Annotated in this window: 25 protein-coding genes and 1 pseudogene; 10 read left to right on the forward strand and 16 right to left on the reverse strand. The window is 40.1% G+C overall.

The window, feature by feature from the left end:
• Positions 1-50: 50 nt before the first annotated feature.
• Positions 51-2,444: an exonuclease domain-containing protein gene (locus tag ACM0OW_RS06830; protein WP_414549280.1), complete on the reverse strand. Its 2,394-nt coding sequence runs from the start codon at positions 2,442-2,444 to the stop codon at positions 51-53.
• 60 nt (positions 2,445-2,504) lie between these two features.
• On the reverse strand, positions 2,505-4,499 hold the full coding sequence (locus ACM0OW_RS06835) for an amylo-alpha-1,6-glucosidase (RefSeq protein ID WP_414549281.1): 1,995 nt from the start codon (positions 4,497-4,499) through the stop codon (positions 2,505-2,507).
• Positions 4,500-4,638: 139 nt separating this feature from the next.
• On the opposite strand from ACM0OW_RS06835, the gene ACM0OW_RS06840 reads away from it, so the two are divergent.
• Together ACM0OW_RS06840 and ACM0OW_RS06845 are read left to right on the forward strand one after the other, a co-directional pair.
• Positions 4,639-5,250, forward strand: a complete 612-nt coding sequence (locus ACM0OW_RS06840; protein ID WP_414549282.1) for a peroxiredoxin — start codon at positions 4,639-4,641, stop codon at positions 5,248-5,250.
• A 91-nt stretch (positions 5,251-5,341) separates the two neighbouring features.
• Positions 5,342-5,881 (forward strand): peroxiredoxin family protein, encoded by a 540-nt coding sequence (locus tag ACM0OW_RS06845; RefSeq protein ID WP_414549283.1) that lies wholly within the window; start codon positions 5,342-5,344, stop codon positions 5,879-5,881.
• Positions 5,882-6,002: 121 nt separating this feature from the next.
• On the opposite strand, the gene ACM0OW_RS06850 is transcribed toward ACM0OW_RS06845, so the two are convergent.
• From ACM0OW_RS06850 to ACM0OW_RS06860, 3 genes are all read right to left on the reverse strand, one after another.
• Entirely contained in the window at positions 6,003-6,800 is a 798-nt protein-coding gene (locus tag ACM0OW_RS06850) for a hypothetical protein (protein ID WP_414549284.1), read from the reverse strand.
• A 132-nt stretch (positions 6,801-6,932) separates the two neighbouring features.
• Positions 6,933-7,295 carry a four-helix bundle copper-binding protein gene (locus ACM0OW_RS06855; RefSeq protein WP_414549285.1) on the reverse strand — a complete coding sequence of 121 codons (363 nt, stop codon included), beginning with the start codon at positions 7,293-7,295 and terminating at the stop codon, positions 6,933-6,935.
• Positions 7,296-7,664: 369 nt separating this feature from the next.
• Entirely contained in the window at positions 7,665-7,790 is a 126-nt protein-coding gene (locus ACM0OW_RS06860; protein ID WP_414549482.1) for a hypothetical protein, read from the reverse strand.
• A 311-nt stretch (positions 7,791-8,101) separates the two neighbouring features.
• Between ACM0OW_RS06860 and ACM0OW_RS06865 the strand changes: the two genes are divergently transcribed.
• A complete protein-coding gene (locus ACM0OW_RS06865; RefSeq protein WP_414549286.1) occupies positions 8,102-8,701 on the forward strand; it encodes an MBL fold metallo-hydrolase in 600 nt (199 codons plus the stop codon).
• Here ACM0OW_RS06865 and ACM0OW_RS06870 read toward each other — a convergent pair.
• Positions 8,696-9,541, reverse strand: coding sequence for a helix-turn-helix domain-containing protein (locus ACM0OW_RS06870; RefSeq protein WP_414549287.1), 846 nt, complete (start codon positions 9,539-9,541; stop codon positions 8,696-8,698). The two genes, ACM0OW_RS06865 and ACM0OW_RS06870, sit on opposite strands and share 6 nt — an antisense overlap.
• Positions 9,542-9,651: 110 nt before the next feature.
• Here ACM0OW_RS06870 and ACM0OW_RS06875 point away from each other — a divergent pair, with 110 nt between their 5' ends.
• Positions 9,652-10,032 (forward strand): DUF2834 domain-containing protein, encoded by a 381-nt coding sequence (locus tag ACM0OW_RS06875; RefSeq protein ID WP_414549288.1) that lies wholly within the window; start codon positions 9,652-9,654, stop codon positions 10,030-10,032.
• 68 nt (positions 10,033-10,100) lie between these two features.
• On the opposite strand, the gene ACM0OW_RS06880 is transcribed toward ACM0OW_RS06875, so the two are convergent.
• The gene (locus ACM0OW_RS06880) at positions 10,101-10,994 is read right to left on the reverse strand and encodes an ABC transporter ATP-binding protein (protein WP_414549289.1); all 894 of its coding nucleotides are present in this window, start codon (positions 10,992-10,994) and stop codon (positions 10,101-10,103) included.
• 116 nt (positions 10,995-11,110) lie between these two features.
• Positions 11,111-11,884, reverse strand: a complete 774-nt coding sequence (locus ACM0OW_RS06885) for an ABC transporter permease (protein ID WP_414549290.1) — start codon at positions 11,882-11,884, stop codon at positions 11,111-11,113.
• 410 nt (positions 11,885-12,294) lie between these two features.
• On the opposite strand from ACM0OW_RS06885, the gene ACM0OW_RS06890 reads away from it, so the two are divergent.
• Positions 12,295-14,235, forward strand: a complete 1,941-nt coding sequence (locus ACM0OW_RS06890; protein ID WP_414549291.1) for an FAD-dependent oxidoreductase — start codon at positions 12,295-12,297, stop codon at positions 14,233-14,235.
• Between the two features lie 30 nt (positions 14,236-14,265).
• On the opposite strand, the gene ACM0OW_RS06895 is transcribed toward ACM0OW_RS06890, so the two are convergent.
• Both ACM0OW_RS06895 and ACM0OW_RS06900 read right to left on the reverse strand, forming a co-directional pair.
• Positions 14,266-15,057, reverse strand: coding sequence for a hypothetical protein (locus tag ACM0OW_RS06895; protein WP_414549292.1), 792 nt, complete (start codon positions 15,055-15,057; stop codon positions 14,266-14,268).
• 607 nt (positions 15,058-15,664) lie between these two features.
• Positions 15,665-16,711: a hypothetical protein gene (locus ACM0OW_RS06900; RefSeq protein WP_414549293.1), complete on the reverse strand. Its 1,047-nt coding sequence runs from the start codon at positions 16,709-16,711 to the stop codon at positions 15,665-15,667.
• Between the two features lie 167 nt (positions 16,712-16,878).
• Between ACM0OW_RS06900 and ACM0OW_RS06905 the strand changes: the two genes are divergently transcribed.
• The 3 genes from ACM0OW_RS06905 to ACM0OW_RS06915 all read left to right on the forward strand — a co-directional run bounded on the left by ACM0OW_RS06905 (position 16,879) and on the right by ACM0OW_RS06915 (position 20,575).
• Positions 16,879-18,054 (forward strand): sigma-70 family RNA polymerase sigma factor, encoded by a 1,176-nt coding sequence (locus ACM0OW_RS06905; protein ID WP_414549294.1) that lies wholly within the window; start codon positions 16,879-16,881, stop codon positions 18,052-18,054.
• A gap of 97 nt (positions 18,055-18,151) precedes the next feature.
• Positions 18,152-19,321, forward strand: a complete 1,170-nt coding sequence (locus tag ACM0OW_RS06910) for a DUF1822 family protein (protein WP_414549295.1) — start codon at positions 18,152-18,154, stop codon at positions 19,319-19,321.
• A gap of 108 nt (positions 19,322-19,429) precedes the next feature.
• A complete protein-coding gene (locus ACM0OW_RS06915; protein ID WP_414549296.1) occupies positions 19,430-20,575 on the forward strand; it encodes a Gfo/Idh/MocA family protein in 1,146 nt (381 codons plus the stop codon).
• Positions 20,576-20,631: 56 nt separating this feature from the next.
• Here ACM0OW_RS06915 and ACM0OW_RS06920 read toward each other — a convergent pair whose 3' ends face one another.
• From ACM0OW_RS06920 to ACM0OW_RS06945, 6 genes and pseudogenes are all read right to left on the reverse strand, one after another.
• Positions 20,632-20,862, reverse strand: coding sequence for a hypothetical protein (locus ACM0OW_RS06920; protein ID WP_414549297.1), 231 nt, complete (start codon positions 20,860-20,862; stop codon positions 20,632-20,634).
• A gap of 115 nt (positions 20,863-20,977) precedes the next feature.
• Positions 20,978-21,208, reverse strand: coding sequence for a hypothetical protein (locus ACM0OW_RS06925; RefSeq protein ID WP_414549298.1), 231 nt, complete (start codon positions 21,206-21,208; stop codon positions 20,978-20,980).
• A gap of 117 nt (positions 21,209-21,325) precedes the next feature.
• Positions 21,326-21,562 (reverse strand): hypothetical protein, encoded by a 237-nt coding sequence (locus ACM0OW_RS06930; RefSeq protein ID WP_414549299.1) that lies wholly within the window; start codon positions 21,560-21,562, stop codon positions 21,326-21,328.
• Between the two features lie 117 nt (positions 21,563-21,679).
• On the reverse strand, positions 21,680-21,910 hold the full coding sequence (locus ACM0OW_RS06935) for a hypothetical protein (protein ID WP_414549300.1): 231 nt from the start codon (positions 21,908-21,910) through the stop codon (positions 21,680-21,682).
• A gap of 158 nt (positions 21,911-22,068) precedes the next feature.
• Entirely contained in the window at positions 22,069-22,314 is a 246-nt protein-coding gene (locus ACM0OW_RS06940; protein WP_414549301.1) for a hypothetical protein, read from the reverse strand.
• A gap of 244 nt (positions 22,315-22,558) precedes the next feature.
• Positions 22,559-22,684, reverse strand: a pseudogene (locus ACM0OW_RS06945) (aspartyl protease); the annotation flags it as partial.
• Positions 22,685-23,181: 497 nt separating this feature from the next.
• On the opposite strand from ACM0OW_RS06945, the gene modA reads away from it, so the two are divergent.
• Together modA and modB are read left to right on the forward strand one after the other, a co-directional pair.
• Positions 23,182-23,976: a molybdate ABC transporter substrate-binding protein gene (gene modA, locus ACM0OW_RS06950; protein ID WP_414549302.1), complete on the forward strand. Its 795-nt coding sequence runs from the start codon at positions 23,182-23,184 to the stop codon at positions 23,974-23,976.
• Between the two features lie 146 nt (positions 23,977-24,122).
• The gene (gene modB, locus ACM0OW_RS06955) at positions 24,123-25,931 is read left to right on the forward strand and encodes a molybdate ABC transporter permease subunit (protein ID WP_414549303.1); all 1,809 of its coding nucleotides are present in this window, start codon (positions 24,123-24,125) and stop codon (positions 25,929-25,931) included.
• Positions 25,932-26,020 lie beyond the last annotated feature (89 nt).

Consider the following 26,020-nt stretch of genomic DNA (forward strand, 5'->3'; position numbering starts at 1 on the left):
TGGGAGAAGGACACGAAGGAAGAGGGGAAGAAGAAGGAAGGAAGCAGTTTTTATTTAGTTGGTGAGGTGAACCCAAACATGGAAAAAATCCAGTGATACCATTCTTTATGGGTGATTAAAACGTTTAATGCTGTTTCTAAATCTACATCGTATAAATCTTTATTATAAATGCTGATAATTAAATCATAAATTAAGTCTAAAAGAATCCTGTCTTGTTTATTTAGTGAGATAAAATTACCGTTGCGACTATTTTGCAGTTGTTTAATATATTCTTTTCCGACTTTACCTGTAATTTCTGGTATACGCTCGTCTCGAAATAGTTCAAACTTAGTTTGCGGATAAATATTAACTAATTCATTGAAGTTACTGATACGACTTGTAAAAGCAATACCATTTATTTGCAGAAACCCAATTACATGATTTTTGTTACCATTTTCTACTACAATATGCTCTGGTAATTTTCGTTTACCTAAGCGATACTGTGTTAATTTAATAGGCTTGATATGGTTGAAGGCTTCTGCAATTGTTTTTAATTTACCAATATCATCATAGTCTGTAATAATCGCTGAATTATTATATTTTTGCTCCAACTCGTTTTTATGTTGAATTAAATATTCAATTACAGGATTTGAGGGTGGAGTGTGAACAGTTCCTCCTAGTTTCTGTTGCAGGTTGGTTAAATCTATAGCAGCAGGGTCTTGTATAGCCTGTATTAGCTGCATTAAAACTTCTGTTGATGTCTGTTGCTGTTGCCGTAAGGTTCTCAACTGCTGTTCTATTTTTTCATTATTGTCTAGTTCATATATGGCTTTCTTTTTAATGCTTAAAGGGATGCCATTAACTCTATAGTTATAGTATTCAGCCGCACGATTTAAAGCTGTTCCAATAGGCTTTTCTTCTAAGATATCATCTAAATCTTCTGGGTGAAACAGATGTTCTAAATTAATGTTTACAGATTGCAACTTAATTTGCAGAATTGCTTTAATTTCGCTTTCATTAGGCTGACGTAAATAAACTAGAGATGGGAACCGCCTAAAAATAGCCTTGTCAAAAGTAGATTGAAACTGTTCCCATCTGTCAGGAAACAAATTCAGGATAATTAAGCTATTAGGAACATGGGTAAAAATTTCTTTGACAGCTTCCCCAAAATTTAACAGAATTTCTTTGTTATGAGCAAGTCCTAAGCCTTCTAATTGGTCGAAAATAATAATTAAAGGCTCATCTAGAGTCGATAGTTTTCCTAAAACTGATATGGCTTCTAAAGAAAAGGCTTCTTGACTAATTTCTTCTCCCCAATTCGGTAAGCCAATGGTTTCTGCTTCTTCATCAGTTAAAACATTTCCAGCTAACCAACGAGTAGTAATATTTTTATATTTATAATCTGTGTAGCTACAATACTTCACCATTCCTTTGATGATAGATAAAGCATAACTGCCCGCAGCATAATTGTTCATCCACCATTCATTAATGGTTTTCTCAATATATAACCAATATTCTCGCTTACGTTGCGTATTTTCTGCTCCCAAAGCGTTGATGTTATTTTCTTCTAAGTTATATAATGCTTTGAGAATTTCTATATCTTTTTGTTTAACATCTCTGTGAGGAAGACTCAAGATTTTACGAAAAGTATTAATAATTAAATAGTCTAATTGCGGGAGGTGTCCAACTTTTTGGACTAGAGATTCTAACATTCTACTATAAATATGATAAAGTACAGATTGAGAGTTGTTAGGCTGACGAATAAATAATAATCTGTTACTAGATAGTCTTTCCTGAGCTAGTCGCATCATTAAGTGAGTCTTTCCAGAACCTGGTTCACCAATAACTACGATACCTTTACTTTGATGGTTGGTATCTAGTTTGATATCATTTAAACCAGTTTTGAGGGTGAGAAATTCTCTCTGATATGTGTTCAGGTAATCTGGATGATTTTGAAAAGGAGTATCAACTCTACTGCTACTAAATGGATTAGGTTGTTGTTTTAATTTTTCTAACATTATCTTTATATAAAGATGGTAGGTAAATTCTGCATCATATCTGGCAGTATGTGCCATATCGGAAATAAAATATTGATTATTAGCTCGTAAATTAAAATACTTACTTAAATAATCTAAAGAATAACTTTCTAAGCCTTGCCAAGTATTTTTTGCTAAAGTCCAAGTACACTCAAATTTTAAATTAGGCCAAATTAACCCAACTTGGTGGCAATTATATTTAAGGACATCAATATCATGTTCTGCATAGTGACAAATGATAGCTTTACCCTGAACTATAGCTAAGAATTCTGTTAACAGGGTTTTTAAACTTTTGAGGTTAGGGGTATTTTTATAATTGCGGGGATGCTCTTTTGAGAAACCCTCATAAATTACTAAACCTTGACTGTCTATAATCGCTAATTCACTTAATTCTGGGTTGCCTTCGGTATCTAAAACAACAAAATCCATATAGCTGTAAATATACTTATTTTATAGTATCATTTTTTTATAAAATAAATTATCAGCTATTCATCGAAAATGCCTGATTACCTCAGCAACTGACCAAGCTTGTGCGATCGCACCTTTGGGTTTATGAGGCGAATCTCCATCAAAAATCTCCGAAATTGAGTGCATACAGGCATCATTCTGGAAGTGATTGAGCAGTGGTTGCCAATCGAACGGTAATGGTTTTTCTGGGTAAGCACGCTGCCACGCACGCACAAAAGGACCAATTAGCCAAGCCCAAACAGTACCCTGGTGGTAGGAGCGATCGCGCTGTTGTGAGTCGCCGATGTATTTACCTATATAATCGGGGTCGGCTGGATCAAGACTGCGAAGACCATACGGAGTGAGTAAACGGGAAGCTGCTAAATCTACTACTGCTCGTCTTTGGTGGTCTGAAAACCCACAATGATGCAGCGACAATGCTAAAACCGCATTGGGACGAATCTGGGAATTGCGACCATCATCGGGATAAATCGTGTCGTAAAAATAACCAAGCTGCGGATTCCAAAACTTTTGCAGAGAAGTAGTCACTTGTTGCGCTTGCTGAGTATAACGCTGCGCCTGTCTTGCAAAACGGGCAGAATCACCGAAATTCATTTTGCTCAAGCGTTCCGCCCATTGACTCATCCAACATAAAGCCGAATACCACAGGGCATTAATTTCTATTGGTTTACCATTCCGGGGTGTTACAGGCTGTCCCCCAATTACTACATCCATCCAGGTAAGAGCAACACCGCGCACGTCCCAACTCACTAACCCATCAGTAGCATCAACTTGGATGTTGTAACGTGTACCACCCATAAACGCCTTGTGAATTTGCTGCACTACTGGAAACTGTTCTGCCAAAAATTCCCAGTCTTGGGTAGCTTCTATGTAAAGTCCTAAAGCTTCAATCCACAACAAAGCCGCATCGATACTGTTATAAGACGCTTCACCATCGATATCAGAAAAAACATTGGGAATTAAACCGTGGCGACAGTAACGCCCAAAAGTTTGTAATAGTCCTTTTGCCAATTCAAAGCGCTGGGTAACTAAGGCTAAACCCGGTAAAGCAATTAAGGTATCACGTCCCCAATCGTTGAACCAGTGATAACCAGCAATCACAGTGGGACCAGCTATGGAAGCTCGATAAACGATAAACTGATCGCTGGCTTTTAATAATTTTTGCCGAATGGGGGATGTGGGAGTTTTATTTTCCCCCCAACCAAAAGTCTGGGATAGCCTTTCTTGTTCGGCTTCTATAGCCTCTGCAAAAATTTCAGGAGTGAGTAGACCTTGCTGTGGGTCGGGAAAACCCATTTGCGCTTCTAAGGTGACGGCATCTCCTGGCTGAAGTATAACTGTTAAGTAACCAGGGCTATAGAGGTCTTCGCGATCGCCTAATCCTCTGGTTTTCTCCTCTGGTAACTGATAATCCCAATACCAAACAGCATCTGCGTGATATTCTCCTTGCGTCCAACGCAAATACCAAGGTGTGCCAAATTCTCCAGAAAATATTCCCTGGAGACAAACTTGATTTTCACCGAGTAATTGGGAAAACTGTAAGCCTGGATGAGATTTTTGCTGGTGATGAAAATCGCGATCGCATACCAGCAACCGCAGCCGTAAAATGGCTGGATCACTGCCTTCATAGCGATACTGTATCAACAGCCGATGGGAACAAATTTTTTCCCCACTCCCCAACCCATGAGGCATTAGCAACTGTCTGCTTAATTGCCAGTTATCTTGCTTCCAAATCCATTTGGGAACTGGGTTAATATCAAAAGAGTGCAATAGTTTGTAGCCCTGCGGCTCAATTTTACCATTGCCCCAGAAGTTCGTCCCCAGTGCGATTACCTTTCCAGAAATTTCTAAACTAGCTTCGAGGTGGGAAAACAGCAGAGTCCTACCCACAGGCGGATTAGTCGCCGCAAATAGCCAACCATGATAAGTGCGCGTGCGAACATCAGAAATTGTCCCACTGGCAAAACTCCCCAAGCCATTGGTCAGTAACCATTCTCTTGTGTCTAAATCAGGCATTTGTTACTCAAAACCGTTATGACTATGATATAGTCGTAACAGATTGTAATTAAACTGTAACAATTGTAAATGGGTGAGTGCAAACTGACCCAAATCCCAACGGTATTATACTTATATAAGTTGAAGGAGAATTCGTTTAATGTCCCTCACTTACGCAGCAGAAGGATGCCTCCGTGTTGGTCAACAGGCTCCTGAATTTACAGCAACGGCTGTGGTAGACCAAGAATTTAAGACCATTAAACTTTCCGACTATCGCGGTAAGTACGTCGTTCTGTTTTTCTACCCCTTAGACTTTACCTTTGTTTGCCCCACTGAGATCACAGCATTTAGCGATCGCTACGAAGAATTTAAGAAAGTTAACACCGAAGTTCTCGGTGTTTCCGTGGATAGCGAGTTTTCTCACCTAGCGTGGATTCAAACTGATCGTAAGTCTGGTGGTGTCGGCGACCTGAATTATCCCTTAGTGTCCGACATTAAAAAAGAGATTAGCGCCACCTATAACGTCCTTGATCCAGCCGCCGGCATTGCTTTGCGCGGTTTGTTCATTATTGATAAAGATGGTGTTATCCAGCACTGTACCGTGAACAACTTGGCTTTTGGTCGCAGCGTGGATGAAACCCTGCGGACATTACAAGCAATTCAGTATGTTCAGTCCCACCCTGATGAAGTTTGCCCAGCCGGTTGGCAACCTGGGGACAAAACCATGAATCCTGACCCTGTGAAGTCCAAAGTCTACTTCTCGGCTGTCTAAATTTCTCTAAAATATCAGACGGCAAAAACCACAGATATTTATTATGCTTTTATGTATATCTGTGGTTTTTTCAATAAATTTTTCTAAAAATATGCTGACTTCTAATGATTTTAGTGGCTTATTCAATGAGCGCTTCTTTCGTAATTTTTTACCAATCCCGGCGATAAATCAGCTAAGACTGGGAGTCGGGACACCAGATTTTCAACTGCCAGATATCACTAATGGCACTGTGGTGAAACTCTCAAATTATAAAGGTCAGCAACCAGTATTACTGGCTTTTACGCGCATATTTACCGAAAAACAATATTGTCCCTTTTGTTTTCCTCATATTAAAGCTTTAAATGAAAACTACGAACAATTTAAAAATCGTGGTATCGAAGTTTTAATGATTACTAGTACAGATGAAAAGCAAAGTCAAATAGTTGTCAAAGACTTGGGTTTAAAAATGCCATTGCTGAGTGACCCTAGTTGTCGGGTATTTCAGACATACAAAGTAGGACAAGCGTTAGGTGCGCCGTTACCAGCCCAGTTTGTTTTAGATCAAGATGGTAAATTGCTTTACAGACATTTGTTTTCCTTTTTAGATCACAATGCTAGTGTGGAAACATTATTAAAAGAATATAGTTCGTAGTGAGGACTTTAGTCCTCTCTATCTACTGTCGGAGACGCTGCGCGAGCGAGATGCTACGCGGTAAGTGCAGCCATGCCCGCAGGGCTTTACAAATCAGGGCTAAAGCCCTTACTACAAACTTTTATTCAACTTCTTCGCAGCGAATTAACAGCCTTTCCATCGCCTCAGCTAGCGAAATCAACTCTATCCAAGAAGAAGCACTCACTAAATTTTGGGCGTGCGCCAATCTGTTTCGCAACTGTTCCGCAGATTTCAGAAAGCGTTCGCCAAACCGTTTCGACTTTAATCCCAATTGCTGAAGCAGTTCGGGTTGATTTAAAACCAACTCGCGTTTATCACAGAACTGAAGATAGTCCAACAAATCCGTAGCTTCATTTCTTTCCTGACTCTCTCGCCATAGCCGTTGTACAACCTCTAAGCGTTCAGGTTTGAGGACTTTTTGCCAGGAATTCTGGGGATAGTAAAGCCGCACTAACCGGAGTAAATTCATTTCTAACAGTGTCACCAAGCCAAACAGCAGCATTCGTGCTGGTGCTTTCTGCAAGTCGCCACAGGTAATAATCCCGCTTACTTGATTACAGTCGAGGACAAACAATCGCGGTGTTTGTTGCAGGATGGGTAGCAACTTCAGCAGAGGAGTAGAAATAGCAATCAGTTCTTGGGGATGAAATAACCGTTGATAGTCGCTACACTTACCAGATTTAGCCGATATTAAACTAGAACGTTCCACATAGCCAGTAATCCTGTTTCCCATTTCAACACCGACAACATCAAAGTCCTGCGCCTTCATCCAATGCAGTACCTCTCTTACCGGTTCTTCGGCTGATATAGCTTTGAGGGATTCGGCTACATATTCAATAGTGATACTGCTTTCAAACAAGTTCCGCAAGTCTTGGGAAGTGGATTTGAGATGTTTCATCAGCATCAGCTTTGTACTGCGTAGATGCCAGTTTAGCGGAAATTGGCTGACTACAGAACTTCAAACGCCCAAACCCGAAAGCATGAGCGCTTGAATAATAGGTTGCAGAGAAAGTTCTGCTAGGTAATCGAATTAAGCAGGCATCATTTGCATGGATCGGCAAGCTTCTGCACACTTACGGCAAGAAGCAGCACATTGCATCATTTTTTGGTCTTGGCTCATTTGTTCGCAAGCTGCGGCACAGCGATCGCACATTTCAGCACAAAGCATACAAGTGCGTCCCATGAACTCAGAACCACCCATCATCATGTTCATACACATCATGCACATTTCCGCGCAGTCGCGCATCATCCCCATCATGCTCATATTCATTTGCTTACCGCCTTGGCTCATGCAGTGAGTCATGGTTTCCATGCACATTTTGTGACATTCCATGCAAGCGTTAATGCAGTTTTGCATTTCGGTGGTCATGGTTTCGGTCATCATCATCATCATAGAAAATATCTCCTGAATTATTAATGCTTAATCGTGTTTTAAGCAGGACTACTTTTAACAGTAATCATATTTTTTATAGAGTCAATACCATTTTTTTAGCAGTTTTTTTCAACCTACAAACCCGATGTAATTACCGTAATTTTAAACTAATACAACATAATTATTGTGTAGTTTAGCCGGAACTCTTATTTAGCAACAGTTTGAATCTCCCATATTCAAGTAGAGATTTCTTTTTGCTATTAAGTGCTTAACTGGGGATCACTATACAAGCTAAAATTTCTCCACTAGCATAATGTCAAATTTTTGGGAATTTCCCCCTGTAGACATATAACCTTCGTCATTCATTTTTTGTGTCTTCCTGTTGACAAATCAATTAATATTATCTGCTCTATATTTGTTGCTACCTCCTGGGTTGAGATATTCTACTTTGGTGTAGATGGTGGAGTTTATGTTTTGGGGTATGTTGTTGAGTCTGACTAATGGGGTGCTGCCTATTGTTTATAGAATGTTATCGTAGGTGGCCATGGTGGTTTCTGGGGAATTAGATTTCTGGAAGAGGAACATTCGCGTAGCTTGCGCGCAGCGTCTCGAAGAGAAGGGCGGAGAAGATAAGGTAAGAGAAGAGAAGAGAAGAAAGGTTTTTACGCTGGGTTTTGACTTTGGCGATCGCTCGATGTCTGTGATCACGATGGGACTTAATTGCAAAAAACTATATATAAGCGTTGAATTATAGACTCGATTGTTGATACATTATTGATGCTGAGTTATAAATCCAGTGTTATTGAAGGTACTGAACCAGAATCGTTATGAAATCTCTACACCGTCCGGATCTATATGGCTGGTCTACTTTCAATCCTGCAAGAAATATTGATTTCAATGGGATTGCTTGGGTTCGTCCAGGTGGTAATGTCTTGGTTGACCCTGTAGCTTTATCTAATCATGATTGGAATCACCTGAAATCCCTCGGTGGTGTGGTTTGGATTGTGTTGACGAATTCTGAACACGTCAGGTCTGCTAAGGAAATTGCTGACCAAACTTATGCGAAGATTGCTGGCCCTGTGGGGGAGAAGGATAGTTTTCCCATACATTGCGATCGCTGGTTGGCTGATGGTGATCAAGTGGTTCCAGGTTTACAGGTGTTGGAACTCCACGGTTCTAAGACTCCGGGTGAGTTGGCTTTGTTACTGGAGGAAACAACTTTAATCACAGGGGACTTGGTACGCGCCCGCAAGGCTGGTAGTTTAACGATTTTGCCTGATGAGAAGTTGCTGAATCGCAAGGCGGCTGTGGCTTCTGTGCAACGCCTGGCAGCACTACCTAATATTGAAGCGGTGCTAGTGGGTGATGGTTGGCCTGTGTTTCGGAATGGAGGCGATCGCTTGAAGGAACTTTTAGAGACTTTATAAATTAGATGCTATTTCTAGTTTTCTCAAATTAACTTCTGTCATCTTGTCTGCGGGAAACAGGCTTTCAATCCGGAGTTCCTGCAACAGGATGTCATGAGGAGTACCTAGGGTTGTAATTGTGGTAAAAAAGCTAAAACTTAACTCATCTTTGATAAACTGCATTGTCAGTAGTGGTATTTGCCAAGGATAAGGATGGGGTTTTTGCCATATCTGGATGACATCGGGATAGGTTTGAATTTCATTGAAAAGGGTCATGTATTGGCTGCTTTCACCTGCGGTAACGGCTTCTCGATATATCCGTTGCATTAAATGACCAGCGATTTCTTCCCAATTAGCAATAAATGGCTTTAACCCTTGTGGGTGCAATGTCAATCGCATTAAGTTAATTTTGCCGTCAATATAAAAGTTCTGTTCCAATTCCTCTGGATTAATTAACCAGGTAATTAGACGCTGTGAACTGGTGTTATTTTCAATCAAATTCCAGTAACGATCCATCACTAAGGCTGGAAAAGGTTCTTGCTGCTTTAAAATAAACCCTATAGCTTGGCGAATAGGTTCCAGTTCTGGAGATAATAAATCACTTTCCGAATAAATCGGATCAAAGCCCGCAGCAGTCAGCATGACATTTTGGTCACGCAAGGAAACATTCAGCACCGCCGCAAGTTGTAGCACCATCTCCCGGCTAGGATTTGCCCGACTTGATTCTAAAAAGCTGATGTGACGCTGAGAAACATCGCTGGCTAAAGCTAGATTGAGTTGACTGAAACCGCGTTGATTTCGCCAGTATTTCAGTAATTTCCCAAAGGATAAGTCTCTTGTTGAGGTCGAAATCACAGCCATATTACCTCAGAAGTAATTGTTTCTATTATCTGCTGTAGTCATAATCAGAACAACAGGATTGATGACCAATCTGTGAAGGCTACATCCAGTAATATCTGAGTCAGAAAACTATGCAAAATATAACCTACATTCAACCTACATCTAGAAAATTTTTCACAGCCAAATCACTGTATCTTTTGCTGGCAATTATTGGTGCTATCGATCCTTGGATATTTTTGTGCCAATTTTTTAGTCAGAATGGTTTTGCAGTAAGTCTATTTTTTCAAAGTGCTTTTGCTAATTATATTAGTTCAGAAGTGGCAGCAGATTTACTAATTTCTGCCTTGGTTTTCTGCTGCTTCTCACTTCTGGAACTCAAGCGAATTGGCGTTTCTCAGCGCTGGCTGTTTCTTTATGTTGTGATTACCTTTGGTATCGGTTTATCTTGTTCCTTGCCTTTATTTTTGTACTTTCGTGAACAAGCTTTAGAAACACCGAAACTTGATAAGTAGTTGATTACTCCAAATTCCCCCCTCTCTTTGTTTGCTAAGGAGAGGGGTTGGGGGTAAGGTTCCATATTTTAACTGCCTTGTGTCACTTCTAAATAAATATGTTCTAATCCCACAGGTAGCCGGGAAATCGAATCAAATTCAATCCCTTCAAATCGGGCGATAATTTCCTTTAATTCTAAAGGTTGTGGCAACCAAAAAGCTAACTGATCCCCATAATATTTATGTGTAAAACCATACTCTTGGGCGCAGGCGATCGCTTGCTCTTGTTGATTAGTTTGTACTACTAAAACTTCTGAGGCGGGAATCAAAGTGCGTAAATCGTCTAAACTCCCTTCAGCTAAAATTTTACCATTTTTGAGGATGCCAATTCTGTCACAAAGTCGCTCGGCTTCGTCTAATAAGTGGGTAGTTAATAAAACAGTCACGCCCTGATTTTTTAGTTGTCGGATTAATTCCCACACTTCATATCTCGCTTCAATATCTAATCCTGTAGTTGGTTCATCTAAAATTACCAAATGCGGCTGATGTACCAAAGCCACGGCAATATTTAGCCGTCGCCTCATTCCACCACTGAGAGTTTCTACAGGACTTTTAGCTCTATCTAATAAGTTGACAGAGGCGAGAGTTTTTTGTACTTGGTTTTGCCTTGCTTCTCTATTTAAACCGTAAATTTTAGCAAAAAAATTCAAATTCTCCTCACACGATAAGGTTTTATAAAGTAAATTCTCTTGGGGTGCAATGCCAATGATTTTTTTTGTAGCTTCAGAAAGTTTTTGATGATTGATGGTAATATCACCACTATCAGCTTTGAGTAAATTACAAATAATATTAATGGTTGTGGTTTTTCCAGATCCATTTGCACCCAATAAGCCATAAATTTCTCCAGGCTTAATGTGTAGTGTCAGGTTTTGCAGAACTTTTATGGAGCTATAGGACTTATTTAAATTAGTGATTTTTAGCATAATTATTCAGGTGGAAACTAGAAGAATAAGAAAGGACTAAAGTCCTTACTAAGAGCCAATTATTTTTCTGATATCTGTATTTATCTGTGGTTGATTAATTCTTCAAAGGCACCTCATTAAAGTCTTCTTTCTACTACTAACATTCGCCGATAAGATAGCCATCCCCCAATTACCATCACTACAGCAAAAACTGATAAAAATATAAAATGTGATATGATCTTACCAATATCAGCACCCTGAGACGAAACTCCTACTAGAGCTTCATTCATGTGATAAATTGGATTATATTTGGCAATATTAATCAGAGTTTTAGGGAACAGTGAAGCAGGTAAAAATGCCCCTCCTAGAATTAGCAAAGGAACGCCAAAAGCAGCTACCAAAGCATTAACATCTTCAATCCGTCGGGCTAATTGAGTCCCTAAAATAAAGCCTAAACCCACATACGCCACGATACTCATGATAATAATTGTCAGTCCTAAAAGAATAGAACCGTTGAATGTCGCACCCCAAAAAGCAGCAATAGTATAAACCAAAAGTGTCTGTCCTAGACCAATGCAACTGTGAGCGAGAAAAATTCCTAAAAAGTAGGAAACACCACTTAAGGGTGAAATAAACAGGCGTTTGAGGGTTTGTTGTTCTCTTTCGGCTACTACAGTGGCGACGCTACCACCCAAACAGCTAAAAAATAAGGCCGCACCGACTAAAGTTGAGGGTGCAGCATAGGCAAAAGCGTCCGCTAGTGGTAGTTCTGCACGTTCTGCTAAAATAAATCCACTCAGGATTAATACGGAAATCGGGAAAATACTCCAAAAAATTAAGCTGCGTCTGCGGCGCAACAGTTCAATGAGGATGCGCTGAGTTATAGCTATAGTTTCACGCCAATACTTCATTTTTAATGGGGGCTAGGTGCTAAAGGCAAACTTTGGTGGTGTACTTAGAAGGTATATTCACATTTTGTACCGTCGCAATAACCGCCTGGTGCAAGATATAAGTATATGCGATCATGACTACTTAACCAGGGTAGCTAATTATTCAATAATATATTAAACTATCAAATAAACTTCTGATGTTATAATTCCCCGTTAGCTGTTTTATATTCCTAGAAATAAAAATATTTTGCCTATGCAAGTTTAAGATGTGTATGAGCGAAATTTACGATTCAGCATTGACAAATTCTCTAATTCTGCAAAAATATTTTTTTTAAGATAAGGTAACAGGGAAAATCTTTACCAGTTTGTAGTTAATATTTAGCGCTGAAGCGCAACTACGAACGAAACTAAACCAGCTTTAATTTTGCCACATGAGTTTACTATTTAATTCACCAGAATCATCTACTATATCCCGGCGGACACTACTGAAATTATTTGGTATTGGTGCAGTTGTCGGAGGTACGGGATACTCCCGGTTTAGTAAGCCTCAACCTACAGTTTATCAAAAAGATACTCTGGAATTGCCGCAAATCTTAAATAAAAATAAAAGTGTTGTGGTGGTTGGGGCTGGTTTAGCAGGTTTGGCTTGTGCTTATGAATTGAGTCAAAGGGGGTTTGCAGTTACACTTTTAGAAAAAGCCCCTCAACTCGGTGGCAAAATTGCCAGTTGGCCAATTGAAGTGGCTGGGGAATCTTTTATGATGGAACACGGGTTTCATGGGTTTTTTCCTCAATATTATAATCTCAAAAGTATTGTTTCTGAACTGGAGATTACTAATAATTTTCAATCATTAAATTTTTATTCTCTAGTTTATCGCGATTTGAAATACAAACCAGAGATATTTCGCCCCAGTAGTTCGGCTTTTCCTTGGAATATTGTAGATTTAGCGATCGCATCTCCAAACCGTTTACGTTGGGGAATAAATTTAACTAAGTTCAAACATTTACAAGTTTTTCAAGCGATTACTGGTTTTGAACGGGAAAAAAACTATCGCCGCTTTGATAATATCTCTGTAGCTGACTGGGTGAAAACTGAATTTCCCCAAGGTTTATATGACTTGTATTTTCTCCCTTTTGCTAAATCTAGCTTGAATGCACCAGATGAAATGAGTGTGGGCGAACTTATGCAGTTTTTCCATTTTTACTTTTTTGGGAATCCTGAAGGGTTGGCTTTTAATGGCACTGTAGATGATATGGGGACAAGTTTAGTCCAACCGATTGCTAAATTTATTCAAAGTAAGGGCGGCCAAATTATTACCAGTGCTACAGTTAGTGAAATTCCGGCTGTAGATGGTAAAATTGAGCAACTGAAATATTATCTTGATAGTAATCAAACTAATGTGCCTTTCTGGGTAAAACGTAATGCAATTATTACCAATGAAAAGGTAGAATATTTTGGTGCGGCTGATGAAGTATTTGCCGTTGCTGCTGATAGTAAATCAGCTATTTCTCTAACTTGTACTCATCAAGGATGTACTGTCAAGCCAGCCGATGATGGTAATTTTCATTGTCCTTGTCATGGGGCAGTTTTCGCTGCTGATGGTAAAGTTGTCAAAGGGCCAGCCCAACGAGATTTACCTAAGTTTGAAATAGTGCAACGACAGGATGATCAGTTGCAGTTGGTAGCAGCAAATGCTGAATCAGTACCACCGCAGACAATCACCGCAGATTATTATGTTTTTGCTACTGATGTCCCTGGTGTGCAACAGATATTTAAGCGGGTGAGTGGGGATGTAGATCCAAAAGTGCGATCGCAAGTGGAAAAATTAAGTATCGCCGATCCTTTCGCTGTGTGTCGTTTCTGGTTTGACCGAGATTTTGCGTGGGAACAAAGTAATTTTACTTCTTTATCTGGCTACGAGTTAACAGACAGCATCACTCTTTATCATCGCATACAACAACAATTTATTGATTGGTCAGAACGCACAGGTGGGAGTGTGGTGGAGTTACACGCCTATTGTTATAAGGAAAAGGAATTTCCTACCCAAGGGGCTTTATTAACCACATTTGAACAGGAACTATATGAAATTGTCCCTGAGTTAAAACAAGCCACAATGCTGCATCGGGAAATCGTCAATCAACGTAACTTTTCGGGATATCCACCCCAGAGTTATGCTGAACGTCCAGAATCTAGTTCTGGTATTGCTAACTTAATGTTTGCTGGGGATTGGGTGAAAATGCCTTTTCCTTGTGGGTTAATGGAACGGGCGGTAAGTAGTGGATTATTAGCAGCCAATGAAATTTTATATCGTGAGGGATTACAAAGGCGATCGCTCTTAACTGTGAACCCAGAGGGGATGTTACAAATCTAAATTTTTAACGGAGAGTGGCGCTGAGGTTAATTATCTTCGCCACTTTTCACTCCAAGCACCTGTGACATTAAAACCGCCAGTTACAGGATTTAATTTCACAGAACCCCAGCCAAAGGTATTACAAACTGGGCCGAAACCAGTACCACAAATATCACTCGCACCGTGACCATTAAAAGACCTGGTTCCCAGATGGGAATAAGTGGAATTACCCCAATTACCATTACCAAACCAAGTAGTATTTCTCATCCCTACCTGCAAAACACAACGTAAGCCATCACCTTGACGTTTACCATTCAGGTCAGACACTTTGTATTCATCGAAATATCTCCCGCAAGTTTTTGGTTTGGGTAATGCTTGATAGTTAGTAGCTGGAACTAAATGCCATTGTTCATTCCATGCACCAGTGACACGAATGGTTGATGGGTTGACAATTTGGATATTGATATTACCGTTGGGGAAATTATTATTGATATTTTCGCCGTTCCCATGAATATCAGAAGCGTAACCCACAAGTTGAGAACCTTTGAAAAAAGCGTGTCCGACATGGCGATAAGTTGAACCACTCCAATTACCTTCGCCGTACCATGCTAATCGAGGAATTCTAGTTCCTGGCTTACCTTCACTTAATTTGACACAGCGAATCCCAGTCCCCTGACGATTATCTAATGGTCTAACTACATAGGTCTTCATATCAGACCCACAGCTAAAGTTTGTCTTTTGTGCTATTAGTGGGCGTACCTGTACTTGGGCTAAAACGGTAGTTGCAGTAGACAATGCAACCATAGTACCCAGTGTTAAAGATTTAAGTGCTAGGGAAAACATTTGTTTTATTCCTTGTAATTTAATTTGTGTAGGCAACTTCTAACGCCTTCACTTAATCAATAGGTTTAACTTGATATTTTTATGCAGATTTGTAGAAGAAATATGTTCTAATTTTTCTAAAAAGTCTATCCAGTTAGCGATAGTAATCCTAAATAATTTAGAGAAATTACAGCAATTTGCAATTATATAAGCAGGACTTACGCAAAGTTATGAAAAAACAAACCGCATAAAGCCTTCGGCATAGCTAGAGCCTCCGGCACGCTAACGCTTACCGTCTCCCCTTGGGAGAAGGAAACAAAGGATACAAAGTTAAGAGGGTTTCAGAGAGTTCTTGCGTAAGTCCGAATAAAGTACATCTTAGCCCCCTCATCGCTTGCGGGGGGTTGGGGGTGGGGTCTTTGTACCTCATAACACCAGTTGCAAAAAATTGTAGGTTGGGTTGACGTAAGGAAACCCAACATCATTGGCACCGTTTTAGGCTTGTCAGTCCACTACAATACTTGATTTTTTCATAAATCAAACAGGATTCCTATATATATTGACAAATTAAGGTGCGTTATGCTGACGCGATAACACACCTTACAGTTAAATTATTATGAGGTTTAACCTAAGCAATCCTTACGATTAATCTCGCTACGCAACGGGTTCTTTTTAGCCAACGGAAAGGACGCTTGGCGTTATTCCAACAACTCACAAATTGATTATATATGCTTGTGGCTTGTGAACCTGCTTTAACTACACAAGCTGCCAAACCACTCCAGTTTCCGGCAACGGCGTGACCAATACAGGGGATTGCTGCTGCTGCATAAGCTGGAGGTATCAACATATTGCTGATGCTTTGCATCATCCCAGAAACTGCCATGCCAACATGATAGTTAGCTAATGTATTCTCTAGATTTCCGGGGACAAAGCTTTGGAATTTGTCAAATTTATCTTCGAGGAATTTAAGATTGTTTCGAGGTGCTTCCAAAGTAGGGTTAATTCGAGGTGCTTCCAAAGTAGGGTTAATTCGAGGTGTTTGTAAAGTAGGGTTAATTTGAGGTGTTTGCAAAGTAGGGTTATTTATTTGTAATTCCAGTGCAGGTTTGAATAATACTGGTTGTTCTCGCAAATAAATCTGTTTTGCTGGTGGTTCTAGGGAGTCTAATAATTCACGGCGTTCTGGAACTGATAAATTTTGGATAATAGACCGATCAAGTCTGATAGTCCCGACTTTGATTTGTCTTTCAATAGTGTTAGCTCGTTCTCCAATTTTTTCTAAGCGGGGCTGATTCGCTTTTTCGGCTTTTTCAAATGTCACTAAAGCATTAATACTGCCTTGTTTGCCTTCGGTTTTAGCTAAAGTTTCAGCTTCTTTTAAAGCATTATCTAAGCCTGCTTTTATGGCTTCTGCATAAGCGAATGCAGCTTGTTCCACCGCTTCAGTGTCTTTAAGAGTAGCTACCTTTCTACTTTCTACTTGGTTCAATGCAGTTTCTAGCTGATTTAATCTGGTTGTTGCATTTCTTAACTGTATGACAGTAAATTGTGACTGTACCAGTTGAGGCGTTGGGCGGATCTGCGGGATTTGAGCAAAAGCGCTAACACTTACTAATAAACTGCTTAAAACAGCCAAAAATATCAATTTAGCTCTCTTGAAATTTCCTAACATCATTTTTTCTCCACAATTTTAGACAATGTTTTTTAATTAATTAACCTTGCGTTGAAAATTTTGAATCTTTTGAGTGCAAGGCGAAACAGGAGACTCATCTTGTGTAGTAAAGTTTGTGCAGGCGAATTTTAACGCCCTCACTTTTCCTTTAGGTTCGTCTACCGTTTTTTATGCAACCTCGACACAGCAGCATTGAAATTTTTTCAACTTTCGTGCAGTTTGACGGAGATCGTTTCGGTCATTGGGCGACGGATTCCCGATTGCGTCGCAGCATCCAAAGTTGTCTTCAACAAACACCAAAAGAGACAAACGAACATTTTTGGGTATTGTATTGGTATAAGTTTTGGCAAGTGACTGAAACTAAATTTTTGGCAAAGCAACATCTCACTGCTTATTTACAAGAAGCTTGTTATTGGACTTCTCAAAAAACAGCAGCTAACTTTGTGAGTACTCAGTACAAGCTTTCAGATTGCTTTCAAATTGCGATCGCGCAAGTGGATAAACTTCTCCAGGGTTTTAATCCTGAACACAGCAGTACTTTGAAAAACTACGCCAGTATTGTGTTTGCGAGTGCTATCCGCGAAACTTTGCGCCAACTCCGTGAAGTTGATATTTGTACAGATTGGGGCTTATTGCGGAAAACTTCCCAAAAGCGTGTGTTTGAATCTCTGCAAAATGCTGGCTTGTCCTCAGAGACGATTAACGCTTATATTCTGGCTTGGCAATGTTTTAAAACTCTCTATGTCCCCATGAAGGCTGCTAAATCTCGCCAACTGTCTCGACCTGATGCTGAAATTTGGCAAGCGATCGCCCAAGCTTACAATTCACAAAGCAGTCAAAAAGTCAATCCCCAAACTTTAGAAAAGTGGCTATTAAGTGTAGCGAAAGCTGTCCGAAAATATCTTTATCCCCAACCGGATTCGCTAAATATATCTAAAGGTGGTGATGGTTCAGGGGAATTACTTGATAATCTACCAGGGACAGACAGAGAATCTTTAATCCATGAAATTGTCGCCCAAGAAGAAGCCCAAACCCGCACATCTCAACAAGTGGAGATTAACCAAGTTCTAGCGGATGCGATCGCTCAACTTGAACCGCAAGTCCAGCAGATTTTACAACTATACTATAGTCAACAGCTAAATCAAGACGCAATTGCCAAACAACTAGAAATCAAGCAATATACAGTTTCGCGACGACTGACAAAAACCAAAGAAATATTGTTGCGGTCTTTGGCTAATTGGAGTCAAGATATTTTGCATATTTCTGTAACAACAGACCTACTAACTAGTATGAGTGCTGTGATTGAGGAATGGTTGCATAATTACTACAATGTGTTTCCTGAATAGCTTATGTTAGAACAGATGGTCACATCTGTTGTGCCGGGGAAGAGACTATTTCCCTAATGGACTCAAAAAAAGCCGAAGATTCTCCGGAGAAAACCCTATGACTACAAATACCCCCATCTTAAGTTTTGCTTCCACAGACCTGATCTTGGAAATTCCCACCACTGTCAAACATCAAGTTGAACTTCACAGTCAATCTTTCGCCGATTCTACAAGTTATCAAGCCTATCTCAACGAACTTTGTCTGGGTGCTGTCTTACCTTGGTTACAAGAAGATTTTACACCCCAAGCCAAAGTATGGCCTGATGCGGCGGCTTTACCCAGTTTTTGGGAATTAGTCAATGGTACGGCTATGACTGTGGACGCAACTAGATTTATTTTGGTTCCCAGTGAAAATATTGATAGTAGTGAATTGCGTGTACCGCAAGAATGGGTGGATTTACCAAGCTGGGCGGGAGATTATTATTTAGCCGTACAAGTAGAACCGGATGCAGGCTATGTCAGAGTTTGGGGTTATTGTACCCATGCACAACTGAAAACTAAAGGTGATTATTACCCAGGCGATCGCACTTATGCGCTGAATGAAGTTGATATAATTACTGATATAAATATATTAAATGTGGCGCAAGAATTTTGTGCCGATGAAGTCAAACAGCTCACCACTGTAGATATACCCATCTTACCACAAATACAAGCCGAAAATTTAATTACCCGCCTGGGAAATCCTGAAATCATTACCCCTCGTCTAGCCGTACCTTTTCCATTGTGGGGGGGACTAATTGCACATGGCGGTTGGCGACAACGTTTATATGAACAACGTTTAGGACTACCAGAACAACGGTCAGTTGTCCAATGGTTACAAAGCGGTGTGACTCAAATTGCCACAGCAATAGGTTGGGGAAAGTTAAATCTGCAATTAAGTGCAGCCGGGGCGCGGAGTGTAGAAGAAAGAAAACCACAAGTCAGTTTATCACGCCAACTCGCGATCGCAGGTCAATTATACGAACTGCTAATTATACCCCAAGGACAAGCAGACACCCGACATTGGCGCTTTGAATTACGTAACGCCACCATAGGCGCAGCGATTCCCGGTGGTTTTAAACTCAGACTCCTCACCGAAGACCTACAACCATTTCCCAACAATGAAGATATAGCCACAACAGCCGTCGAAAAACTGTATATAGAAGTTGCCTTAGAACCAGGAGAAAGTATAGTCTGGGAAGTAGAACCCCTTCCCGACAACTATGATCGAGAAATCCTCAAATTCTGAAGAAGACTGATGTAAAAAACCTATTAAACCCTCTTACCTTGGCGTTCTTTGCGTCTTGGCGGTTCGTCTTTCCATACATAACATACATAATATAAACGCTATTAATTTATGCCTTCCGAAATCCCCACAAATCAAAATAAAATTGGTGTAGCAATTCTTGGCACAGGATTTGGTCAAAAAGTCCATATTCCCGGATTTAAAGCCCATCACCGCACCGAAATAGTTGCCATTTATCATCGAGATATTAGTAAAGCCAAAGCCATCGCCGAGACTCATGATATCCCTCACGCCTGTGACACAATAGCCGATATTTTGGCATTACCAGAAGTGCAAGCCGTGAGTATAGCCACACCACCATTTCTACACTACGAAATGGCTAAACAAGTGCTGCAAGCCGGGAAACATTTATTATTAGAAAAACCCACAACTTTAAACGTATTTGAAGCCAAAGAATTATATAAATTAGCCCAAGCAAAAGGCGTAACAGCTACAGTAGACTTTGAATTTCGCTTTGTTCCAGGATGGCAATTATTTGCAGAATTATTAGCAAAAGACTATGTAGGAAATAAACGCTTAATTAAAATTGATTGGTTAGGTTCCTCCCGCGCCGATACATCCCGCCCTTGGAACTGGTATTCCTCCCAAGATAAAGGAGGCGGTGCATTAGGTTCTTTAGGTTCCCACGCTTTCGATTATATATCCTGGCTATTTGGTTCAGTCAGCAGATTAAACGCCCACCTGAGTACCGCCATTCCCGCACGAGTTGACCCAGCTAACGGAGAATTAAAGCCAGTAACAACAGATGATACTTGTCTGCTATCTCTGGAATTAGCTGATGGTACACCTTGTCAAGTTACTATCAGTGCAGTAGTTCACGCATCCAGGACACATTGGGTAGAAGTGTATGGCGATCGCGGTACTCTAGTATTAGGTAGTGAAAATCAAAAAGATTATATACATGGATTTCGGGTTTGGGGTTCTCAGCCTGGTCAACCTCTCCAAGAAATTGAAATCCCCAGCCGCTTAGTTTTTCCCCAACATCACGCCGACGGACGCATTTCGGCATTTACCCGTGTTGTAGACCAATGGGTATTAGGAATTGAACGCCAACAACAAATAATTCCATCCTTGCGAGAAGGGGTTTATTCCCAACTATTAATGGATTTATCTCATAAATCTCATAAGACATCAAATTGGATAGATGTACCCAACCTAGAAACATTCCTAAAGGATAATTCTCAGAACATAACATAGCAGATCAGATCCCCGACTTCTTCAAGAAGTCGGGGATCTTTAGTTTATTAACTTATTTAGTATCCAGAACTGACTGACTTGGCTAAGTAGGTAACATGACCAATGGAGTAAGTGAAGACAAACGCCTCAGCCAGCTTAGTCAGGAAGGACATATCGCTGACATAGGGTTGATGGGTGCTACCACCGGAGATGGAATCTACATTTTTCAATTCATTCAGAAAACTTTCAGAATCTTGAAATAATTCCACGCCAGCATTGTTTAGTTCAGAAAGAGTGATGTTTGCCATAATATTTGCTCCTCAAGTGTTTGTGATGATAGTTTTCAACTTGACAGGCTTTCAGGGATGATTGTGAGGGGAGCATCCCTGAAAAGTTATCAGTTAAATAAAGCGATTAAAGCCATTAGTATCCAGAACTGAATGACTTAGCTAGGGCAGTTACATGACCAATTGCATAAACTGTGACAAAGGCCTCAGCCAACTTAGTCAATGTAGACATATCGCTGACATAGGGTTGATGGGTGCTACCACCGGAGATGGAATCTACATCTTTCAATTCATTCAAGAAACTTTCAGAATCTTGAAATAATTCCACACCAGCATTGTTTAGTTCAGAAAGAATGATGTTTGCCATAATATTTGCTCCTCAAGTGTTTGTGACGATAGTTTTCAATTTGATTGGCTCTCAGGGATGATTATGAGTAAATCTCATCCCTGAACAGCTATCAGTTAAATGAAACGATTTAAGCTCTTAGTATCCGTAGCTGAATGACTTGGCTAGGACAGTCACATGACCAATTGCATAAGTTGTCACAAACGCCTCAGCCAACTTAGTCAAGAAGGACATATCGCTGACATAGCCGCCGTAGGTGTCGGTGCTACCACCGGAGATGGAATCTACATCTTTCAATTCATTCAAGAAACTTTCAGAATCTTGAAATAATTCAGCACCAGCATTGTTTAGTTCAGAAAGAGTGATATTAGCCATAATATTTGCTCCTCAAGTGTTTGTGATGATAGTTTTCAATTTGATTGGCTCTCAGGGATGATTATGAGTAAATCTCATCCCTGAATAGTTATCAGTTAAATGAAGCGATTAAAGTCATTAGTATCCAGAACTGAATGACTTAGCTAGGGCAGTTACATGACCAATTGCATAAACTGTGACAAACGCCTCAGCCAACTTAGTCAATGTGGACATATCGCTGACATAGGGTTGATGGGTGCTACCACCGGAGATGGAATCTACATCTTTCAATTCATTCAAGAAACTTTCAGAATCTTGAAATAATTCAGCACCAGCATTGTTTAGTTCAGAAAGAGTGATATTAGCCATGTTATTTGCTCCTCAAGCATTTGTGAAGATAGTTTTCAACTTGATTTGCTCTCAGGGATTATTGTTAGTAAATTTAATCCCTGAACAGCTATCTAGTACAGCACAGAATCAATTCATTCTCGTGCAGAAATACTAGTTAAATGAAGCAATTACAGCTATTAGTATCCATAGCTGAATGACTTAGCTAGAACAGTCACATGACCAATTGCATAAACTGTGACAAACGCCTCAGCCAACTTTGTCAATGTGGACATATCGCTGACATAGCCGCCGTAGCCGCCGTAGGTGTCGGTGCTACCGCCGGAGATGGAATCTACATCTTTCAATTCATTCAAGAAACTTTCAGAATCTTGAAATAATTCCACACCAGCATTGTTTAGTTCAGAAAGAATGATGTTAGCCATATTATTTGCTCCTCAAGCATTGATTGCTAATAGATTTGGTTGATTAACAATTAAGCTGTGTGCTTTAACTGTTACTGCTATTTTTATTCATGCAATTCGCTAAAGTCAAGGACAAAACTAGTTTTAAAAAGACCTATAATAGTGATTATTGTCTGGTTTCAAGGACATTTTAAGTCTATTAAATAATTTGTTCTATATATGTAATGTGCAAAGTAAAGATGAGAGTAGAAATTCCGAATTAGTATTAGCGGGAGTAAAACTCTACGTCTTTTTCGCGAATTTTAATGTCGTAGTTGCCAAAGAAATCATGTCCTAGTAATCCTACTCCTGCTTTTGGGGCGATCGCCACTTCCAAATTATTAGCCACAACACAACTCCACCCGTAGCCACGGAGTTTCCCTTAGCGGTGGAAAAGCGGAATTCTAGTGGGTATTATTCTAATTTTAGGGGTAATTTTAAATATCTCTGCGTTTAGGGTATTTTACAAAGTCAAATCTCATGCTGCCTAAATAGCAAGAATTTTGGCTTTACATCAGTTTTCATGTATTTGAACCACATCTGTCGTAGGGGCGCAAGGCCTTGCGCCCCTACCGCTGACGTGTACACACAAATGATTAAATGACTTCTCATCCTTGTGTGTAGTGTGTGTTGTCGCGTAGCGCACCCTACGAGGTTCAAGCCATGTGTGTACACGGTAGTCGCTTATAAAACGGCTAGGGTTTTTCTGTTAATTAAAGGCAAAAAGCATTTATTTTGGCATTGTGTCAGTTATCCTTGCTACAGAATTAAAATTCCGTTCGTGTGTAAATACAAACAAGCCGCTTTATAGCCACCTGGAAACTTTAGTTACACAGCAAAAATAAAAAGATGAATAAAAAACAGATTCTGGCCTTGATTGGTATAGCAGTTACTAGCTGTTTCCTAGCGATCGCCTTACCTTTGATTACCCCCACTCCCTCAGCAGCACAGTCAAACGTCAACTTGCTGGTGTCTGCGGCTGCAAGTATGAAAGATGCACTAGAAGAAATTCAGCCCATATATCAACAAAGTAACCCAAACGTGAAGATCAGATATAACTTCGGGGGTTCTGGAGCATTACAGCAACAAATTGAACAGGGTGCGCCAGCCGATATCTTTATTTCTGCGGCGAGAAGACAAGTAGATGCACTAGAGCAAAAAGGACTTTTAGTGCCAGGTACTCGTAGCAACCTAGCTAATAACCGCTTAGTCTTGATTGTGCCGAATAACAGCACAGGTATTAATAGCTTTTTCAATTTAGCAGATGCCAGAATTAGGAGAATTGCTGTAGGAGAACCCAGAAGTGTACCCGCTGGACAATACGCCGACCAAGTATTCAAGAAATTAGGTATTTTTGATAAAATCAAGTCTAAATTAGTTTTAGCGAACAATGTACGTCAAGTGTTAGCAGCCGTAGAAAGTGGTAACGCCGATGCAGGTTTAGTTTACGCCACAGATGCTAAAATTTCTAACAAAGTCAAAGTTGTAGTTGCTGCTGATGAAAAATATCACTCTGCAATTGTTTATCCAATGGCAGTAATTAAAAGCAGCAGAAATATTCCCGCTGCCAAACAATTTGTCGGATTTTTATCCAGTAATCAAGCCAAGGCTGTACTCAGAAAATACGGATTTATCGTGAATTAATAGCATTTCGTTTTTCCTTCTTTCAAGGGGAGACGCTGCTCGCTGTCATTGGCGGGCATCTTTGCCCGCTCCACAATAATTTGTGGGATATTTTTTTATTTGTAAGTCCCTAATTTAATCCAAATTACGAATTACTGCACAATCTTATGGATTTATCCCCCCTTTGGATATCACTAAAAACTTCTTTATTAGCCACCTTTATCACCTTTTTTGTAGGTATTTGGTCAGCTTACTGGATGTTAGGATATAGAGGTAAAGCCAAATCATTAATTGAAGGAATTTTTGTTGCCCCTCTGATTTTACCCCCAACAGTTGTGGGTTTTTTACTACTATTATTTTTTGGGAAGAACGGCCCTGTCGGTAAACTCATGCAGCCTTTAGATTTTAGCATTGTCTTTACCTGGTACGGTGCAGCGATCGCAGCGACAGTGGTAGCATTTCCCATCATGTATAAAACCGCCTTGGGAGCCTTTGAACAAATTGATGGCAATCTGTTACGCGTAGCCAGAACCCTTGGTGCGTCTGAATCAACCATCTTTTGGCGAATTAGTTTACCCCTCGCATTTCCCGGAATTGTTGCAGCCACAAGTTTAGCCTTTGCACGGGCTTTGGGTGAATTTGGAGCCACCTTAATGTTAGCTGGTAATATTCCCGGACAAACTCAAACCATCCCAATGGCGATTTATTTTGCTGTAGAAGCCGGCGCAATGAATGAAGCTTGGTTTTGGGCGATCGCCATCATGAGTATTTCTTTATCTGGGATTATCGGAGTCAATTTTTGGCAAGAAAACCGAGGGAAGCGAAAACAACAAAATTCCCCATTTCCTAAAGTACTCATAAATCAAGAATATCAGAGATGTCAAACCTCCCATAAAACTGATTCATCAGAATTATTTGTCGATATTGTTAAAAAACTTCCCGGCTTTCGATTGCAAGTATGTTTTAGTGGCGATAGTAATACTCTGGGATTTTTGGGAGGTTCTGGGGCTGGTAAAAGTATGATTTTGCGCTGCATTGCTGGCATTGAAACACCCACAAAAGGACGGATTGTTTTAAATGGGCGAGTATTGTTTGATTCTGAAAAAGGAATTAATTTACCTTCACGCGATCGCCGCATTGGGTTCTTAATGCAAAATTATGCTTTATTCCCTCATCTGACTGTCATGCAAAATATTGCTTTTGGCTTACCTAAAGGCTTATCGACATTAGCAATTAAGCAGCAAGTACAGGCGCAACTCTTAGCAGTGCAGTTAGAAGGATTAGAAAATCGCTATCCGCATCAACTTTCAGGAGGACAGCAACAAAGAGTAGCTTTAGCCAGAGCTTTAGCAATTAAACCGGAAGCATTACTATTAGATGAACCATTTTCAGCCCTAGATACATATCTGCGTCACCAATTACAAGAACAATTAATTGAAACTCTCAGCACTTATTCAGGAGCGACACTATTTGTTACCCATAATTTAGAAGAAGCTTATGAAGTCTGTCAACAATTGTTAGTTATGTCCCAAGGACAAATTATTGCTAACGATGATAAAGAAAATATTTTCGCCCATCCCAATAGTTACACAGTCGCTCAGTTAACAGGTTGCAAAAACTTTTCTCCAGTCACAGTAGTATCTACGAATCAAGTCAAAGCCTTAGATTGGGACTGCACTATAAAAGTGATGGAACCTTTACCCCCATCCCCAGCGTATATAGGTATTCGCGCCCATCATCTCAGCTTTACCAGTGACTCCAACGCTGAGAATACCTTTCCCTGTTGGTTAGTCAGAAAGCGAGAAACACCGCACCGAATGACGCTGTATTTACGACTGCACAATTCCTTAAATCACAGCCATGATTATCACCTACAGGCGGAAGTATTTAAGGAAAAATGGGCGAATATCAAAGACAAGCCTTTCCCTTGGTATGTGCGTTTAGATACGAATAAACTCTTTTTAATGCAAGAATAAAAATTACATTCGCTCGTAGTCTGGACTTTAGTCCTGCTTTCCCTGACGCTGAATACAGAACCTCACCCCCAACCCCTCTCCTTACTAAG

The organism is Anabaena sp. CCY 0017, from assembly GCF_963920885.1.
Taxonomy (GTDB): domain Bacteria; phylum Cyanobacteriota; class Cyanobacteriia; order Cyanobacteriales; family Nostocaceae; genus Nodularia.